The organism is Blastococcus sp. SYSU D00868 (assembly GCF_054050575.1).
Window position 1 is genome coordinate 1 of the sequence record NZ_JBJGZO010000007.1, and the last position, 15,809, is coordinate 15,809.

General features: G+C 75.6%; 18 protein-coding genes. 6 read left to right on the top strand and 12 right to left on the bottom strand.

All coding sequences use genetic code 11. The features are described 5' to 3' along the window. Positions 1-113: 113 nt before the first annotated feature. The 9 genes from ACI79F_RS08145 to ACI79F_RS08185 form a co-directional block, all read right to left on the bottom strand. The gene (locus ACI79F_RS08145; protein WP_456545757.1) at positions 114-1,595 is read right to left on the bottom strand and encodes a glycosyltransferase family 2 protein; all 1,482 of its coding nucleotides are present in this window, start codon (positions 1,593-1,595) and stop codon (positions 114-116) included. Further along, positions 1,592-2,278, bottom strand: coding sequence for a hypothetical protein (locus tag ACI79F_RS08150; protein WP_456545756.1), 687 nt, complete (start codon positions 2,276-2,278; stop codon positions 1,592-1,594). The genes ACI79F_RS08145 and ACI79F_RS08150 overlap by 4 nt, the downstream gene beginning before the upstream one ends. A 236-nt stretch (positions 2,279-2,514) precedes the next feature. Continuing rightward, the gene (locus ACI79F_RS08155; RefSeq protein ID WP_456545755.1) at positions 2,515-3,486 is read right to left on the bottom strand and encodes a quinone oxidoreductase family protein; all 972 of its coding nucleotides are present in this window, start codon (positions 3,484-3,486) and stop codon (positions 2,515-2,517) included. A gap of 142 nt (positions 3,487-3,628) precedes the next feature. After that, positions 3,629-5,365: a DUF429 domain-containing protein gene (locus ACI79F_RS08160; RefSeq protein WP_456545754.1), complete on the bottom strand. Its 1,737-nt coding sequence runs from the start codon at positions 5,363-5,365 to the stop codon at positions 3,629-3,631. A 723-nt stretch (positions 5,366-6,088) separates the two neighbouring features. Next, a complete protein-coding gene (locus ACI79F_RS08165; RefSeq protein WP_456545753.1) occupies positions 6,089-6,382 on the bottom strand; it encodes a hypothetical protein in 294 nt (97 codons plus the stop codon). A 59-nt stretch (positions 6,383-6,441) separates the two neighbouring features. Beyond that, on the bottom strand, positions 6,442-7,359 hold the full coding sequence (locus ACI79F_RS08170; RefSeq protein WP_456545752.1) for a hypothetical protein: 918 nt from the start codon (positions 7,357-7,359) through the stop codon (positions 6,442-6,444). A 97-nt stretch (positions 7,360-7,456) separates the two neighbouring features. Beyond that, positions 7,457-7,804, bottom strand: coding sequence for a helix-turn-helix domain-containing protein (locus ACI79F_RS08175; protein ID WP_456545751.1), 348 nt, complete (start codon positions 7,802-7,804; stop codon positions 7,457-7,459). Between the two features lie 219 nt (positions 7,805-8,023). Then, a complete protein-coding gene (locus tag ACI79F_RS08180) occupies positions 8,024-8,227 on the bottom strand; it encodes a zinc-ribbon domain-containing protein (protein WP_456545750.1) in 204 nt (67 codons plus the stop codon). Between the two features lie 64 nt (positions 8,228-8,291). Next, the gene (locus ACI79F_RS08185) at positions 8,292-9,746 is read right to left on the bottom strand and encodes a lytic transglycosylase domain-containing protein (RefSeq protein ID WP_456545749.1); all 1,455 of its coding nucleotides are present in this window, start codon (positions 9,744-9,746) and stop codon (positions 8,292-8,294) included. Between the two features lie 137 nt (positions 9,747-9,883). Between ACI79F_RS08185 and ACI79F_RS08190 the strand changes: the two genes are divergently transcribed. Both ACI79F_RS08190 and ACI79F_RS08195 read left to right on the top strand, forming a co-directional pair. Continuing rightward, positions 9,884-10,252 carry a nuclear transport factor 2 family protein gene (locus tag ACI79F_RS08190; RefSeq protein ID WP_456545748.1) on the top strand — a complete coding sequence of 123 codons (369 nt, stop codon included), beginning with the start codon at positions 9,884-9,886 and terminating at the stop codon, positions 10,250-10,252. A 110-nt stretch (positions 10,253-10,362) separates the two neighbouring features. Next, positions 10,363-10,701 carry a hypothetical protein gene (locus tag ACI79F_RS08195; protein WP_456545747.1) on the top strand — a complete coding sequence of 113 codons (339 nt, stop codon included), beginning with the start codon at positions 10,363-10,365 and terminating at the stop codon, positions 10,699-10,701. Here the strand turns inward: ACI79F_RS08195 and ACI79F_RS08200 are convergent. Together ACI79F_RS08200 and ACI79F_RS08205 are read right to left on the bottom strand one after the other, a co-directional pair. Then, positions 10,677-11,003 carry a hypothetical protein gene (locus ACI79F_RS08200; protein ID WP_456545746.1) on the bottom strand — a complete coding sequence of 109 codons (327 nt, stop codon included), beginning with the start codon at positions 11,001-11,003 and terminating at the stop codon, positions 10,677-10,679. The two genes, ACI79F_RS08195 and ACI79F_RS08200, sit on opposite strands and share 25 nt — an antisense overlap. 20 nt (positions 11,004-11,023) lie before the next feature. Continuing rightward, on the bottom strand, positions 11,024-11,431 hold the full coding sequence (locus ACI79F_RS08205) for a RidA family protein (protein ID WP_456545745.1): 408 nt from the start codon (positions 11,429-11,431) through the stop codon (positions 11,024-11,026). 61 nt (positions 11,432-11,492) lie between these two features. On the opposite strand from ACI79F_RS08205, the gene ACI79F_RS08210 reads away from it, so the two are divergent. The 4 genes from ACI79F_RS08210 to ACI79F_RS08225 are packed head-to-tail and all read left to right on the top strand — an operon-like array spanning position 11,493 to position 14,871. After that, entirely contained in the window at positions 11,493-12,137 is a 645-nt protein-coding gene (locus ACI79F_RS08210) for a TetR/AcrR family transcriptional regulator (protein ID WP_456545744.1), read from the top strand. A gap of 42 nt (positions 12,138-12,179) precedes the next feature. Beyond that, positions 12,180-12,884, top strand: a complete 705-nt coding sequence (fabG, locus tag ACI79F_RS08215) for a 3-oxoacyl-ACP reductase FabG (RefSeq protein WP_456545743.1) — start codon at positions 12,180-12,182, stop codon at positions 12,882-12,884. Then, on the top strand, positions 12,884-13,681 hold the full coding sequence (gene fabI, locus ACI79F_RS08220; RefSeq protein WP_456545742.1) for an enoyl-ACP reductase FabI: 798 nt from the start codon (positions 12,884-12,886) through the stop codon (positions 13,679-13,681). The genes fabG and fabI overlap by 1 nt, the downstream gene beginning before the upstream one ends. Before the next feature lie 38 nt (positions 13,682-13,719). After that, positions 13,720-14,871, top strand: coding sequence for a ferrochelatase (locus ACI79F_RS08225; RefSeq protein ID WP_456545741.1), 1,152 nt, complete (start codon positions 13,720-13,722; stop codon positions 14,869-14,871). A 120-nt stretch (positions 14,872-14,991) separates the two neighbouring features. Here ACI79F_RS08225 and ACI79F_RS08230 read toward each other — a convergent pair whose 3' ends face one another. Next, positions 14,992-15,729, bottom strand: coding sequence for a hypothetical protein (locus tag ACI79F_RS08230; protein WP_456545740.1), 738 nt, complete (start codon positions 15,727-15,729; stop codon positions 14,992-14,994). Positions 15,730-15,809 lie beyond the last annotated feature (80 nt).

The window sequence follows — 15,809 nt, forward strand, 5'->3', positions numbered from 1 at the left end:
CCCCCCCCCCCCCCCCCCCCCCCCCCCCCCCCCCCCCCCCCCCCCCCCCCCCCCCCCCCCCCCCCCCCCCCCCCCCCCCCCCCCCCCCCCCTCCGCTCACGGAGCGTTCGTCGTCAGACCGTGAAGCCCTTCTGGCGGCGGAACAGCTTCTTGATCATGAAGAGCGTCTGCAGCACGGTGATCAGGTAGAGCACCGGCCAGCCGATCGACAGGATCGCCGACTGCACGCCGACGCTCTGCTGGCTCCACGCGTAGATCAGCACGAGGAACGTGGCGACCGCGCAGACCGCCGGCATCACGTACGCCGACCCGCGGCCCTTCTCGGCCGCCGCCTGCGCGGCCCAGTTGTCCTTCTCCGACCGCGACAGGAACTGCACCCACGCGGTCATGAAGTGCCCCATCCGGATCCACATGTAGAGCTCGGCCGGGGCGAACAGGACCGCGTAGAGCAGGTCCGACGCGCTCTTGTCGTGCATGGACAGGGCGATCCGCAGGTTCAGCAGCGTCGCCACCGCCGGCGGGATCAGCCAGACCGGGTTGAACACGAACGCGTCGATCGACAGCGCCGCCGCCAGCAGCAGCGCGAACGACATGCGCGTGCCGATGTTGAACAGCATCGAGATGTTCTCGTACCAGCGCAGCCGCAGGTTCGGGTGCATCGGCTGGCCCTTGGTGTCGCCGCGCTGCCCCGGCCACAGCAGGTCGATGCCGCCGAAGTTCCACTTCACCTGCTGCCCGTGCAGGGCGCGCAGCGTCGTCATCGGACCCACGAAGGCCCGCGCCCGGGCGCTGATCTTCGTGTTGAAGCCGGCGTCCTTGATCTGCAGCGACAGCTTGGAGTCCTCGACCTCCGAGTCGCGCACCCACGGGGCGGACTGGCGGTATCGGTACATGACCGCCTCCAGCGCGCGGACGCTGAAGAGGCTGCACTGGCCGCCGAGGACCGCCATGTTGCGGCCCCGGATGAGGTTGTCCATGTTGAACCCGGCGAACTGGGCGCGCTGCCCGGCGACCAGGTACTTCGCCATGGCGCCCTTCACCTTGGACTTGTCGAAGGTGTAGATCGCCGACAGGCCGCCGATGCGCGGGTCGGTGACCATCTCCTTCTCCAGCCACTCGACGCAGCGCCGGTCGAGGGTGGTGTCGCCGTCGACGCCCAGGATGTAGTCGTAGCCGCGGCTGACGAAGTAGCCGAAGTTGAGGGCGCCGACCTTCTTGTCCGGGTTCTCGCCGATGTCGTGGATGTGGACGACGGTGTGGTACGCCTCGCCCTTGACGACGCGGAAGTGCTCGCCGGCGAACTGCGCGGCGATCTCCGGGGTGTCGTCGTCGGTGTTGTTGATGATCACGTGGATGGCGTCCGGCGGCCGGGTCTGCGCCAGCAGCGAGGTGAGGACGTCGGCGATCGTCGACTCCTCGTTGTACGCCGGGATGATGCAGCTGATCGTGGCCGTGCGGCGCTGCTCCTCGGCGGCCGGGCCGCCGAACTCGGCGGGCACCAGCGAGGTGATGTCGGGGACGCCCTGCTCGCCGCGGGCGAGCAGGTGCACGCGGTCGGTGGAGCGCCGCATGCCGTGGACGACGAGCTCGGTCACTTCGGGTCCTCCTGGAGGAGCGGGAGCTCGAGCGTGTCGAGCACGGTCTGGCGGTAGTAGCGCTGGGAGCCCGGCTCGGTCTCGACGAGCAGGTCGAACTGGACGTAGAGGGTCACGGCGTCGGCGGTCGGCGCGGACGGCAGGACGGTGAACGCGGTGCTGTAGCTGAACGGCGGCATGATCGCGAACTCGCCGCGGTCCTCGACCACCACGGAGCGGGCGGTCCCGTCGTCGGCGGTGACGGCGAAGCGGGTGACCAGGACCTCGGTGTCCTCGTCGCCGTCGCCGCCCTCGATGTGGGCCGACAGCTGGATGGTCTTCTCGCCGTCCGCCGTCCACTGCGTGGCCTGCTGGGCGGTCCAGTAGTCGATGACGACGTCCTGGGCGCCGGCGGCCAGCACGCGGGTGAGCGACCCGGTGTCGAGGTCGCCGACCGGCCGGACCGGTGCGGCCGAGGCGGCGGCCGCCTCGGTACCGGCGGCCCCGGACTCGGCGGCCGTTGCCTCGTCGGCGGCCTCGCCGGAGTCGGCGTCGGTGCCGGCGTCGGAGTCGGCGGTGTCGGTGGCCTCGGCCGCCGAGCCGGCGGACAGGTCCGGGCTCATGCTGACGTCGGGCCAGGTGCAGCCGGTCACCCCGGCCAGCAGTGCGAGTGACAGCCCGAACGCGGCGGCACCTGGCCGCAACCGTCCGGATCTGAGCGTGCGTCGTGACACGAATTCCCCCCGTGCTCGATCGATGACCGCAGACACGGAAGGAAACGGCGCTGTCCCCCAACTGCGGCCGTCACCGACCGTAGGGAGCGGGAACCGGCCGCAGGGGGTTCTCCACCCGATCAGGCGAGGCCGGCCAGCCGAGCGGGTGAGACGCGCGCCACGGGGGAGCGGTAACCGGTCACCAGCTGTGACCGGTCACCGCTGTTTCAGCGACGAGGGTCGAGGACGAGCTTGCCGGTGGTCCGGCGCGCGCGGAGGTCCTGGTGGGCCTCGCGGACGGCGGACAGCGGGTACCGGCCGCCGATCACGGGGCGCAGCGCGCCGTCGGCGACGAGCGGCAGCAGCTCGGTCATGGCGTCGTCCATCATCTGCGGCCGGGCCATGCAGTGGGCCAGCCAGAAGCCGATGACGGCGCGGCTGCGCTGCATGAGCATCCCGGGCGGCACCGACCGGGTCTCCTCGCGCGCGGCCATCCCGTAGGTGACCAGCCGGCCGAAGGGCGCCAGCGCCGACAGCGAGCCGGAGAAGACGTTGCCGCCGGTCATCTCGAGCACGATGTCGACCGGCTTCCCGCCGTTGGCCTCGCGCAGCGCGGCGGTGAAGGCCTTGGGGTCGTCGTTCGCGAGGGCCGGGTCGACCGAGGCGTCGGCGCCCAGCTCCTCGGTCAGCGCCCGCTTCTCCGGGCTGGAGGCGGTGGCGATCACCCGGCCGGCGCCCCACCGGCGGGCCAGCTGCACGGCCAGCGAGCCGACCCCGCCGGCGCCGGCGATGACGACGACGGACTCGCCGGCCGCCAGGTGCGCGCTGGTCCGCAGCAGGTGCCAGGCGGTCGCGCCCTGCAGGACGACCGACAGCGCCTGCTCGTCGGTCACGCCGTCCGGGACCTCCCAGGTCAGCCGCGGGTGCGCGGCCACCTTCTCGGCGTAGCCGCCGCCGTCGAGCAGGCCGACCACCCGCGGCCCGCCGCCGGCCGGCGTCCCGACGAACTCGGCGCCCGGGACGAGCGGCAGCGTCTGGGGCGCGAGGTAGGAGTTCTCCGCCTGGTGGGTGTCGGCGTAGTTGATGCCGGCGGTGGAGACGTCGAAGAGCTGCTCACCGTCCCCGGGGGTGGGGTCGGGCAGATCGACGACGTTCATGACCTCGGGTCCACCGAACTCGGTGATCTGGACTGCGCGCATGGGAGTGAGGCTATGACCTGCTCACGCCCGGACGTCGTTCCGGCCGGCCTCGCCGGTCGCCGGGTTGCTCGGCCGCGGCGTCGTGCTGAGCCGTCGGATCCAGAGGTGGACGTGGTCGTGGGCGAGCTCGACGGAGCGCCGGTCAGCCGTCGGCGAGCCGCTGCAGCCGGGTGGTCAGCGCGGCCCGCCGGTCGGCGTTGCCGTGCAGGTCCACGTACCGCTGCCCGAAGCCGGCCAGCAGCATGTCGTCCAGCCGGCGCACGGCACCCGGGGGATAGCGGTAGTCCATCCGGGCGGTGATGCTGCTGTCGTCGGTGCCGCGCAGCACCTCGCCCAGCTCCACCAGGCTGGTCACCCCCAGTTCGAGCAGCAGGCCGGAGATCCAGGTGTAGTGATCCGGGCGCGACCAGCCGGCGTTGGCGAACTGCCCGGCCAGGAACGCAGCCAGTTCCCGGGGCGCGATCCGGGGGTCGTCGGGGTCGACGTCGTCGGCCTCGTCGCCGGGAACCGGTGCCCGGAGGCGCTCGCGGATCGCGGTGAACTGTTGATCGGCCAGCTCCAGCAACCCGGCGGCCAGGGTGAACCGGCGGTCGAACTCGGAGGCGTGCTCGTCCGGCACCGTGCCCTTGTAGCGGATGTCGTGCTCGAACTCCGCCCAGGCGTGCTGCAGCACCGTGCGCACCTGGACCTGCACCACGCGCCCGACCAGCTCCGGCAGCTCGCCCGCCCGACCCGGGTGCACGCCGATCAGCAGGTGCCGGCTGGAGTAACCGAACCGGCCCTGCTGCGCGGTCCGCCGCCCCATGTCGCGGTCGTCGATCACCCGCACCTGCGCGGCCAGCAGCTCGGCGACCGCCTCCACGTCGCTCTGCACGTAGGTGATCACCCGCACGCCGATCTGGTCGGTGATGTCCCGTGCCGGGTCCGGATAGGCAGGCGCGCCGTCGACCGTGCGAGCCGCCTTCTCCGCGAACGAGGCGACGGTCTTGGTCCGTCCGGTCACCGACAGGTAGTTGATCCCGGCGTCGTCGAGCAGCCCGGTGACGAGCGCGAGCGCCTGCGCCCCGGCGAGCAGGGTCTCGGGCCGGCCGTCGGCGTACGCCTGGATGGCCTGCTGCACCGGGTCGGGCGGGGGGGCGGCGACCCGTGGGCCGGGCTGTAGGTCCGGCGGCAGGGTCGGGGTCACGATGGCGCCGCCGGCCGCGTCGCCGTAGGTGGTCACCTCGTCCGGGCGCCGGACGGCGATCCATCCCACGTAGGCGCACACCACGGCGTCGACCTGGTCCTCCGCCACCCGCAGCTCGCTCTTGCGAGTGGCGGCCTGCACCTGTTGGCGCAGGGCGGCGAACGGTGCACCGAGCTCGAGCTCGACCACTGCGCCCAGCAGGTCGACGAGCAGTAGCAGCTCCGCGCGCATCTGCTCGAGCGTCCGGCCCGGCTTGTTCTTGTACTTCAGCGTGCGGCCCAGCCGGAACAGCGCCACAGTCGCCGCGTGCGGGTAGACCTCGATCGCCCGGCGGTCGCGGCCCGAGCGGGGGTCGAGGTCCAGCCCGAAGCGCCGGCCGATCCGCCCGCCGCGGGTGTCACCATCGGTGAACTCGGGCTTGCCGGTGTTCGTCGGGTGGGCCCCAGCCTGGAACTTCGCGAAATCGGCGTTGAGCGCCCGCTCGGCGGCCCGGTTCCCGGTGGCGTTGGTGACCACCAGCGGGGCGTCGATCGCCACGATGCACGGGCCGGCGGTGAACGGGGCCAGCGCGGCCTCGATCTGCTCATCGGTGCGCACGGCGCCGACGTGCACCAGCCGGCCGGCGTCGTCCAGCACGGCCAGGCCGGTGGGTTGTTTGAGCCCCCAGGCGAGGTCGATCCCGATGTGGTGCACGGGGTCAGCTTGCCCTGCCCGCTGCGAGGGAGCCGATGACCGCATCGCCGACCTGCACGACGTCGCAGCGAAGCGGATGCGCAGCTGCCCCGTGCCGGCCCCGGGTGCTCGGAACAGCGGGCCACGCCGCCGCCACCCGAGGCCCCGCGGCACCGGGGCGTGTGGTTCGCGCGCGACGTGGGGTGGCGACCGTCGTACGTCGAACGTATGTTCGAATGCATGCCACCGACGCGACCACTGCTCCACGGTTGCTCCCTCCGGGGGCGCTCGCCCCAGGTGTCGGATGTCGCCGGGAGTGCGTCATGACGATGCCGACGCTGCCTCAGCCCCGGGAAGGCGCCCGTTTCGTCCTCTACGACGCCGGGCGGCAGCACACGCCACCCATCCCCGTGCCGCTCGAGGTCGACGAGGACCTGCCGGCGGGCTGGCGGCGCGACCCGGCGCACCCCCGCCGCGTCCAACTGCCGGACCTGGGCCGTTGTCCGCACGGCTCGTTCCCCCGGTACGCGGCGCGGAACTGCTGTGCTCGCGGTCGGGGGACCGTAGACACCGGACCGGCGGTCGCTCGCCAGCCCCATCGGGCCGCTGGCCGGGCGGTCCGCGACGCCGCCGACGATCCGGGCTGGAGCCCAGAATCACGGACTTCGAGCGCGTCGGGTCCATGGAGCGTGCTGGCCGAACGCCGTGCAGGGTGACGGACGGCATACGTGCAGCCGGTCGGGGTCAGGGCGACACGAGCCGAGCGCCACCGCGATCTCGACATCCAGCCATGCTCAGAAGCGTGCCGCTGCCAGCGGTCGCCGACAGGGCAATCGGCGGGGCCGGAAGCCGCTGTGAAACGACGCATGAACGTGGCCGTCCTGGCTCATGCCAGTTCGACGACTGCCGGTGGTGGGTGTCGGCGTAGTCGATGCCGACGGTGGAGACGTCGAACAGCTGCTGCCCGTCCCCGGGTACGGGGTCGGGCAGGTCGACGACGTCGAGGACCTCGGGGCCACCGAACTCGGTGATCTGCACGGCACGCATGACGGTCCGGCCATGGCCGCTGCCCCGGCCGCCGTCGTCGGGGACCCGGCTCAGCCGACGGGCAGCGCGACGAGCCGGGCGGCCAGTTCGGCGTTGCGGCGGAGGAACGGCGTCCACCCGCGCGGCGCGCGGGTGCCCGGCGCGGCGGCGGCGCACGTCTCCTGCTCCCAGGAGCGCAGCCGGCCGCCCCGGATGCCGAGCCGGACGAGCACCTCTCCGGCCCAGCCGGTGACGTCCTGGTCGGCGCCCGGCCCCGCCATCGTGACCCGCTGCGGCGCGACCACCCACTGCACCGCCTCGATCTCTTCCTGCAGCCGGGCCGCGGCCTCGTAGGCCTGCGCCCGGGCCGCGGCGTCCCGCCGCTGCGTGAGCGCCGCCAGGGCGGTCGCCACCGCGGCCGGCTCCCGCTCGAGGACGGAGGTCAGGGCCGCGGCGAGCTGGGCCACCGGGGCGTCCTGCGCGCCGCGCAGCCGCGCCAGCTCCCTGGCCCCGGCGGACCGGGCCGGACCGGCGTGGCCCAACGGGTACACGCGGCCGAGCCCGGAGACCGCCAGCCGCGCCCGGCGGGCGCCGAGGTAGGGGCCGAAGGTCCGCACCCCCGGTGCCGGCCGCTGCTCGTCGACGACGTCGAGCCGCGGCGCCTCCGGCGAGGGGTCCATCCGGATGACGACGGGCACCTCCGCGCCGCCGACGACCCGGTTCCACGGGGGCAGCGACCGCTCGAGCAGGTTGCGCTCGGCCCACGCGGCCTCGTGTGCGGAGTCGCAGACCAGGGCCTCGATGCCGGCGACCCGCGGCACCATGCGGCGCAGGTGGCGCCGATCCCGCAGGTCGCCCCAGTAGGAGCTGACCCGGCGGCGCAGGTCGGTGGCGCGGCCGACGTAGAGCACGCGCCCGGCGCCGTCCCGGAAGCGGTACACCCCCGGGGCGGTCGGGAGCGCGGCGACGGCGTCCGGTCGGGCGGGCACCGGCCGATGGTGCGCCCGGCGGCCCGGTCCGCGGCGGCGCCGCGCCACACGGTCCCCACCGGTCACACCCGTCCCGCGGGGGCGGGCGGGACCGGCCTCAGGCGACGTCGGTGCGCGCCTCGGCGAGGTACTCGCGGACCGCCGGCTCGGGCACCCGGAACGACCGGCCGACGCGGACCGCCGCCAGCTCGCCGCCGTGCACGAGGCGGTACACGGTCATCTTGGAGACCCGCATGATCCCGGCGACCTCGGCGACGGTGAGGAACCGCGGGGTCCGGTCCACCGCCGGGCGCTGGGCCGCCGGGGCGACCCCCGGCTGCGGCCGCAGCCCGGCGGGGACGGGACGCACCGGCGGGAGGGCGCCGGCGGGCCGCGGGAGGGGGCGCTGGGCCAGGGCGGCCTGGCGGGCGAGAGCCGGAGCGGGGGAGCGCTGGGGCAGGGTCACGGGTTCTCCTCGGGGAGCCGGTCGGGAGCGTCGCGCCGGCGTTCGCCGCCGGTGCGCGTTCGTGCTGTCACCGACCGTAGGGGGACGGCGACCCCACGCACGAGGACGAGGAGGACGAGACGAACCGGTCCGCTTCGTCAGATGTTGACCGTGCGCCGGCCGGGGTCGGTGCGGTGCACGGGGTGGCGGGCGGGTGGTGGGACGACCCGGGCCGCGGGCTCAGACCTCGGCGGCGACGCCGCAGACCGGGCAGATCTCGAGGTCCCGTCGTCCCCAGCGGGCGACGGGCACGAAGAAGACGGTGAGCTGCCGCGCCTCCCGCACCCGCGCCCAGGCGGTGGTGTTGCCGCAGTTCGGGCAGGTGCGCACCGCACCGGGTCCGAGGTCCCGCTGCTTGGTGCCGAACCCGAAGAGGAAGAACACGGGTCCAACCTAGGGCCGCGCGCCCGCGGCGGCCGGTCGACCGCGGACCCGCCCACCAGGGCCGCTACCCGGCCGGCGTCGGGGTGGGCGGGGGCTCGGTCGTCGGAGCCGGTGCGTCCGTCGTCGCCGCCGCCGAGGTCGCGGCGGGCTCCGACGTGGCCGTCGGCGTGGGAGTCGGGGTGGGCGAGGGCGCCGGCGTCGTCGGGGGAGGCGGCGTGCTGGGAGCAGGCGCGCGCGGCGGCGGCGGTGTCGGGCTGGGAGGCGGTGGCGGCGTCGTCGTCGTCGTCGGAGGAGGAGGCGGCGTCGTCGAGGGAGGTGGTGTCGACGAGGGAGGCGGGGTCGTCGAGGGGGGAGGCGGCGTCGTCGCGGGTGGGGTGGTCGGCGTCGACGGCGGCGGGGTCGTCGAGGGCGTCGCCGGAGCCGTCGACGGGGGCGGGGTGGTCGCCGGAGGCACGGTCGGCGCGGCCGGCGGCGGCGGCGGGGTGGTCCCGGCCGGGGGCGCCGTCGTCGGCGGTGCGGCGGGGGCCGGCGCGGGCGCCGGGGGAGGGGTGACCGCGGCCAGCGCCGGCGGCGGGGCCGGGTTGGCCGGCGGGACCGACGGCGGGGGCACGGCCTCGGTCGGGATGGTGGGCACCGGCGTCCCGGCGTACTCGGCCGCGAGCGTCAGCACCGTCGCCACGTAGTCGTCGGAGTGGTTGTAGGCGAACACCGCACGCCGCTGCCCGTCGACGGTGGTCAGGTCGCGGCCCGCGGCGCACAGGTACCGGGCGGTGGCCAGGGCGGCGTCGTGGATGTCGAAGGGGTCCTCGGTCCCGTCGCCGTCCCCGTCGGCGCCGTAGGAGGCCCACGTCGACGGGATGAACTGCATCGGGCCGACGGCGCGGTCGTAGAGGGTGTCGCCGTCGAGGCGGCCGCCGTCGGTGTCGCGGATCAGGGCCGAGCGGGTGCCGTCCAGGGCGATCCCGCGGATGGGCGGTGACGACCGGCCGTCGGTCTGCAGGACGGCGCCCGCGAAGCGCCCGTGGTTGGACTCGACCCGGCCGATGGCGGCCACCAGCGACCAGGTGATGCCGCAGTCCGGGGGTGCGGCGGCCGCGGCGGCGTCGTAGGCCTCCCGCGCGACCGACGGGATGCCGCTGGCGGTGAGGGCGGAGGCGGCCACCGGCATCCCCCCGGCCGCGGACCCGGCTGTCGACCCGGCGGGGGCGCCGGCCGCCGAGGTGCCCGCCGCGGCGGCGGTGGCCGCCGAGGGGGAGGCCCACGCGGACGCCGCCGGCGCCAGGTCGCCGGCCCGGTCGGGGTACGCGCGCGACACCGGCCCGGGCTGCTCCGCCGACGCGCCCGGCACCGTGGTCCCGGCCCCGCTGGCCTGGGAGGTCGCCGTCAGCGCGGCGACGGCCACGACCACCGCCGCGCTGCGGCACAGGGCCGGCGCCTGCTGCCACGCCCGGCGGGGCTGCCGGCGGGCGGGGGACCGGCGGCCCCCGGTGCCGGCGTCCGTCCCGGACTGCTCCGCCATGGTCCTGACCCCCGGTGCTCGCTGCTGGGCATCGCTCGCCGGACCACTGTCGCGCGGGACGGACCTCCCGCGCGCCGCCCAAAGCAGGGGGTCCCGGTCGACCGATGGATCCCGGGCGCCCCGGCGGTCTCCCTGGCATGAGCACCCCGCGCGACATCGCCGAGGCCTGCTCCCGGCACCGGTTCCGGGACGCCTACCCCGCCCTGGCGGAGGACGTCGTCTGGACGGCGGTGGGCGGCGGCCCACCCGTCCGCGGCCGGCAGGGCGTCGCCGACGCCTGCGAGGCGACCCTCGCCGCCCTGGCGACCACGACCGTGGAGCCGCTGCGGGTCCTGGTCGTGGCCGACGCCGCGGCGGTGGCGGTCGACACGGTCACCCGCTACACCGACGGCGACGAGGTGTCGGTCGTCTCCTCCTGCGACGTCCACGAGTTCGCCGGCGGCGTGGTCACCGCGATCACCTCGTACGCCGTCGAGCTGGACCCGGCGACCGCCCCGCCGGGCTGACGCCGGCGCCTCACCCCTGCGAGCGGTCCCGGCCTCCCGGCCGTTGCAGTTCCGCTCCGGCGGCGCCGATGCTCCTCCGTGCACCCGTACGAACGTTCCGAGGGGGGATCGTGATCATCCACTGCAGGGCCACCGGCCCGGCCAGCGATCTCACCGTGCTCAGCGAGGTCGCCGAGGTCCTGGACGCCCGCAGTGCGGTCGCGCGGGCACCGGTCACCGTCGCCGTCTCCGACCGCGTCGCCCTGGGCATCGCGGGGATGCTGCGGAGCCCGACGCCGTCCGGTCAGGTGCTCGAGCGCTTCGCCCGCACCGGGACGGCCGACAGCTCCGCCCTCCTGGATGCGATCCGCGTCGAGCAGGGCTTCGCCTCGGCCGAGGGCCACGCGGCGCTGCACTGCCTTGCCGGGTGGGTGCGCAAGCAGCTCTACAACGCGTCGCTCGCGGACTGAGGCGCGCCGCCGGCCTCGGCCAGCGACCGCGCCACCACCGCCGACCGGCGCAGCGCCGCCGGGCGCCCCGTGCGCTCGGCGAGCTCCAGGTGGTCGAGCAGGATCTCCAGCCCGGACGGCGACAGGCCGGTGACCGACCCGGCGTCGATCGCCGCCACCCGGACCGGCTCGCGGCCGTAGCGGCGGACGAAGTCGGTCACCGCCGCGGCGTCGACCTCCCCGGCCAGGCAGAGCACGCCGCCGTCGCCGGTGTTCAGCAGCCGGACGACGCCGCGGGCCGTGCGCAGGTCGGAGAGGCTCACCGCTCCAGTGTGCCGCCGCGTCAGTCGCAGACGGCGACCGCGTCGATCTCCACGAGCAGGTCCGGCTCGCCCAGGGCGCTGACCCCGATCAGCGTCACCGGCTTGACCGGGTCCACGCCCAGCCGCGCGGCCGCCCTGCCGGCGCCCTCGCCGAAGGCGGCGGACTTCGACGGGTCCCAGTCGACGACGTAGACGGTCAGCTTGGCGACGTCGTCGAACGTCGCGCCCGCGCCCGCCAGCGCTGTGGCGACGTTGAGGAACGCCTGCTCGGTCTGGGCGGCCAGGTCGTCGGCGCCGACGGGCGCGCCGTCGGCCGTGCGGGCCACCTGCCCGGCGAGGTAGACGGTGCGGGACCCGCGGGCGACGGCGACCTGGGCGTAGACGTCGGGGACGGGCAGGCCGGCCGGGTTGACCAGTTCCACGGACATGGGGACCTCCTCGGGTGTGGGGCCGTAGCATTGTATAGCAATGCCATGTATCGTCAAGTCCGTGCCGAGGACCGCCGATCCCGACGTGCGCCGCCGGCTGGTCGAGCGCGCCGCCCGCATGCTCGCCGCTCGCGAGCCGGTCACCCTGCGCTCGCTGGTCGAGGGCACCGGCGCGTCCACCATGGCCGTCTACACCCACTTCGGCGGCATGCCCGGGCTGTGGCGGGCGGTCCGGCAGGAGGGCTTCACCCGGCTGGCCGCGCGCCTGGCCGACGTCCCACGCACCGACGACCCCGTGCACGACGTGGCCGCGCTCGGCGTCGCCTACGCCGCCAACGCGCTGGAGCACCCGGCCCTCTACCGGGCGATGTTCGACGCCGTGGCCGATCTGGAGGACCCGGCGGGTGCCGACCGCGGCCTCGCCGTCCTGGTCGCCGCCGTCACCCGCGCCCGCGACGACGGGCGCCTGGACGCGGACCCGGCCGGCGTGGCCACCCGGCTGTGGCTCGCCGGGCACGGGCTGCTCTCCCTCGTCGGGCAGGGCGTCCTGCCCGACGACGTGGTGGCCGGTCACTCGATCGAGACGGCGGTGGCCCTGTTGACCGCGGCCGGCGACGACCCGGCCGCCTGCCGCGCCTCGGTCACCCGGGCGTGGCGGCCGGCCGACTCCGGCGGCCCCCGAGTGCGCCCGCGGCCCGGGCACTAGGTTCGGTAGTCGGCACGGGGAGCGTCGGCGCAGGGAGTGCACGTGAGCAGGTCGGTGCTGGTGACCGGCGGCAACCGGGGGATCGGCCTGGCGATCGCCCGGGCCTTCGCCGCGCAGGGCGACGCCGTGGCGGTGACCCACCGCGGCAGCGGCGTCCCCGACGGGCTGTTCGGGGTGACGTGCGACGTCACCGACACCGAGGCCGTCGACCGGGCGTTCACCGAGGTCGAGGAGCACCAAGGGCCCGTCGAGGTCCTGGTCAGCAACGCCGGCATCACCCGCGACGGGCTGCTCATGCGGATGAAGGAGGACGACTTCACCGACGTCCTGGACGCCAACCTCACCGCCGCCTACCGGGTCGCCAAGCGGGCCACCCCGAAGATGGTGCGCGCCCGCGCCGGGCGGATGGTGTTCGTCTCCTCGGTGGTCGGCCTGCTCGGCTCGGCCGGCCAGGTGAACTACGCGGCGAGCAAGTCCGGGCTGGTCGGCCTGGCCCGCTCCATCGCCCGCGAGCTCGGCGGCCGCGGGATCACCGCGAACGTGGTGGCGCCGGGCTTCGTCGAGACCGACATGACCGCGGCGCTGCCCGAGAAGCGGCAGCAGGAGATCCTCGGCCAGGTGCCGCTGGGGCGGTACGCCTCGGCCGAGGAGATCGCCGGGGTCGTCACCTTTCTCGCCGGCGAGCACGCCGGCTACATCACCGGGGCGGTCGTCCCGGTCGACGGCGGACTGGGGATGGGGCACTGATGACGGACACGACGGCGACCGGCCTGCTGGCCGGGAAGAAGATCCTGGTGACCGGCCTGCTCACCGAGGCGTCGATCGCGTTCGCGGCCGCGCGGATCGCCCAGGAGCAGGGCGCCACCGTCGTCCTGTCCAACTTCGGCCGGGCGCTGTCGCTGTCCCGCCGGATCGCCAAACGGCTGCCGCAGGAGCCGCCGGTCGTCGAGCTGGACGTCACCGACACCGAGCACCTCGCCACGCTCGCCGACCGGCTGCGCGAGCACCTGGGCGGCGACGACGCGGTGCTCGACGGCGTCGTGCACTCGATCGGCTTCGCCCCTCAGGAGGCGATGGGCGACGGCTTTCCCGAGGTGGCCTGGGAGCACGCGGCCACCGCCTTCCAGGTGTCGACCTGGTCCCTGGCCTCGCTGACCCAGGCCTGCCGGCCGCTGTTCGGTGCGCAGGCGTCGGTGGTCGGCCTGACCTTCGACGCGTCGGTGGCCTGGCCCGTGTACGGCTGGATGGGCGCGGCCAAGGCCGCGCTGGAGTCCACCTCCCGCTACCTCGCCCGGGAGCTGGGCCCCGACGGCGTGCGGGTCAACCTGGTCGCGGCCGGGCCGCTGCGCAGCATGGCGATGAAGTCCATCCCCGGCAGCAAGCAGTTCGAGGAGGCCTGGGAGGGCCGTGCGCCGCTGGGCTGGTCGGTGACCGACACCGAGCCCGCCGGCAAGGCCGTCGTCGCGCTGCTGTCGGACTGGTTCCCGGCCACCACCGGCGAGATCGTGCACGTCGACGGCGGCTTCCACGCCGTCGGCGTCTGACCCGCATCCGACCGGGCCCCGGCAGGCGAACCCTCCCCGTGCCCCGCGCCACCGACGTCGACCTCCACCCCGGCCAGCGCCCCGACGACGACCCGTCGCTGGCCGTGCGCAACAACGGCGGCGCGGAGCCGTCCGCCGCGCCCGCGCCCGCCGGCCGGCGGGAGGCGCTGCTCGTGCTCTCCTTCGGCGGGCCCGAGGGCCCGGACGACGTGATGCCGTTCCTCGAGAACGTCACCCGCGGCCGCGGCATCCCGCGCGAGCGGCTCGAGGCCGTCGCCGAGCACTACCACCACTTCGGCGGCGTGAGCCCGATCAACGACCAGAACCGGGCGCTGATCGCCGCCGTCGAGGCGGACCTGGCCGCGGCCGGAGTCGGCCTGCCGGTCTACTGGGGCAACCGGAACTGGGCGCCCTACGTCGAGGACGCCTGGCGGCAGATGGCCGAGGACGGCGTCGAGCACGTGTACGTCTTCGCCACCTCCGCCTACGCCTCGGCGTCCGGCTGCCGGCAGTACCACGAGGACGTCGCCCGGGCCCGCGCCGCGCTCGGCCGGGCGGCGCCCACCGCGGAGAAGCTGCCGCACTACTTCGACGCTCCCGGCTTCGTGCGGGCCAACGCCGACGCGCTGGCCGCGGCGCTCGCCGAGCTGCCCGCCGACGTGCGCGGCACCGCGCGGCTGGTCGCCACCGCGCACTCGATCCCCGACGCGATGGCGGCGGTCGCCGGTCCCGACGGCGGCGCCTACCAGGACGAGTTGCACGCCGCGGCCCGCGCGGTCGTGGACGCCGTCGACCCGGGGCGGTCGTTCGACCTCGTGTGGCAGAGCCGCAGCGGCCCGCCGTCGGTGCCCTGGCTGGAGCCCGACGTCAACGACCACCTGCGCACGCTGGCCGCGGCGGGGGAGCGGGCGGTCGTCCTCCTCCCGGTGGGGTTCGTCAGCGACCACCTCGAGGTCGTGTGGGACCTCGACCACGAGGCGCGGGAGACCGCCGCCGGGCTCGGGCTGGCGTTCGTGCGGGCGGCGACCGCCGGCACACACCCGGCGTTCGTCGCGACCGTGCGCGAGCTGCTGCAGGAGCGCCGCGCCGGCGGCCCGCCGCGGCTGGGCACCAACTGCCCGGCGGCCTGTTGCCATGTCGAGCGTCGCCCTACCGGGCGACCCCGCGGCCAGGAGCCGTCCCCGACCTGACCCGAGCCGTTGCCCATGTCCCGGTCGGGAGGCCCTCCGGGCCCCCGCGACCGGTCCCCTCGGGTGGGCAGCCGTCCCCGGCAGGTCTCGTCCCGCGGTGTCGTCCGGAGGACGACGGTGTCATCGCGGGACGGCGTTGTAGGCCGCGGTCAGTGCCGCCCGGACGGCGGAGGCCAGCGGGCGCAGCGCCTCGTCGCGCGCGGCGGCCTGGCTAGTCGTGACCGCGCCACCCGGGGCGTCGGCCATCGCCAGGTCGAGCACCCGGGCCAGCCGCTGGGCCCGCGCCAGCACCGACAGCGCCAGCGGGTCGGTGTCGGCCGGCAGGCCGGGCACCTGCGCGGCCCGGGCCATCCCGGCCAGCAGCGTCGGCACCTCGGGGTGCCACCGGGCCAGGTCGAGGTCGACGAGCGTGCGGGCGGCGTCGCCGACGGCCAGGTCCAGCTCGCCGGACACCGCCCGCAGCCGGCCCTCGACCGGCGGCGGGGTCAGCAGCGCCGGGGGCAGGGGGAACGCCGTCCAGGCGACCATCTCCCCGCCCAGCGGCTGTGGCACCAGGGCGACCGCGTCGCCGACCGCGGCCGAGCCGGCCTCCAGCGCCGCCTCGGCCAGGCCGGGCACGCGGGGGAGGCCGCGGACGTCGCCGGCGACCGGCAGCACCAGGCGCAGCCGGCGCTCGCCCAGCCCGCGCAGGGACGCCAGGGCCTCGCCCAGCGGCACCGCGCCCGCGGTGCCCGGCATCCCGGAGACGGAGTGCGCCGTGTCGCCGGTCAGCGCGTCGAGGGCCTCGTCGAAGGAGCAGCGGTCCGACAGCCAGGCGGTGGCCCAGGCGGCGAACCGGCCGGCGGGGAGGTCGTGCACGCCCGCGAGGCTACGTCGCCCGGGGGACGCCCCTCCGACTACGGTCGTGTGACGTCATCGCCGTCCCCGTTCCTGGTCGG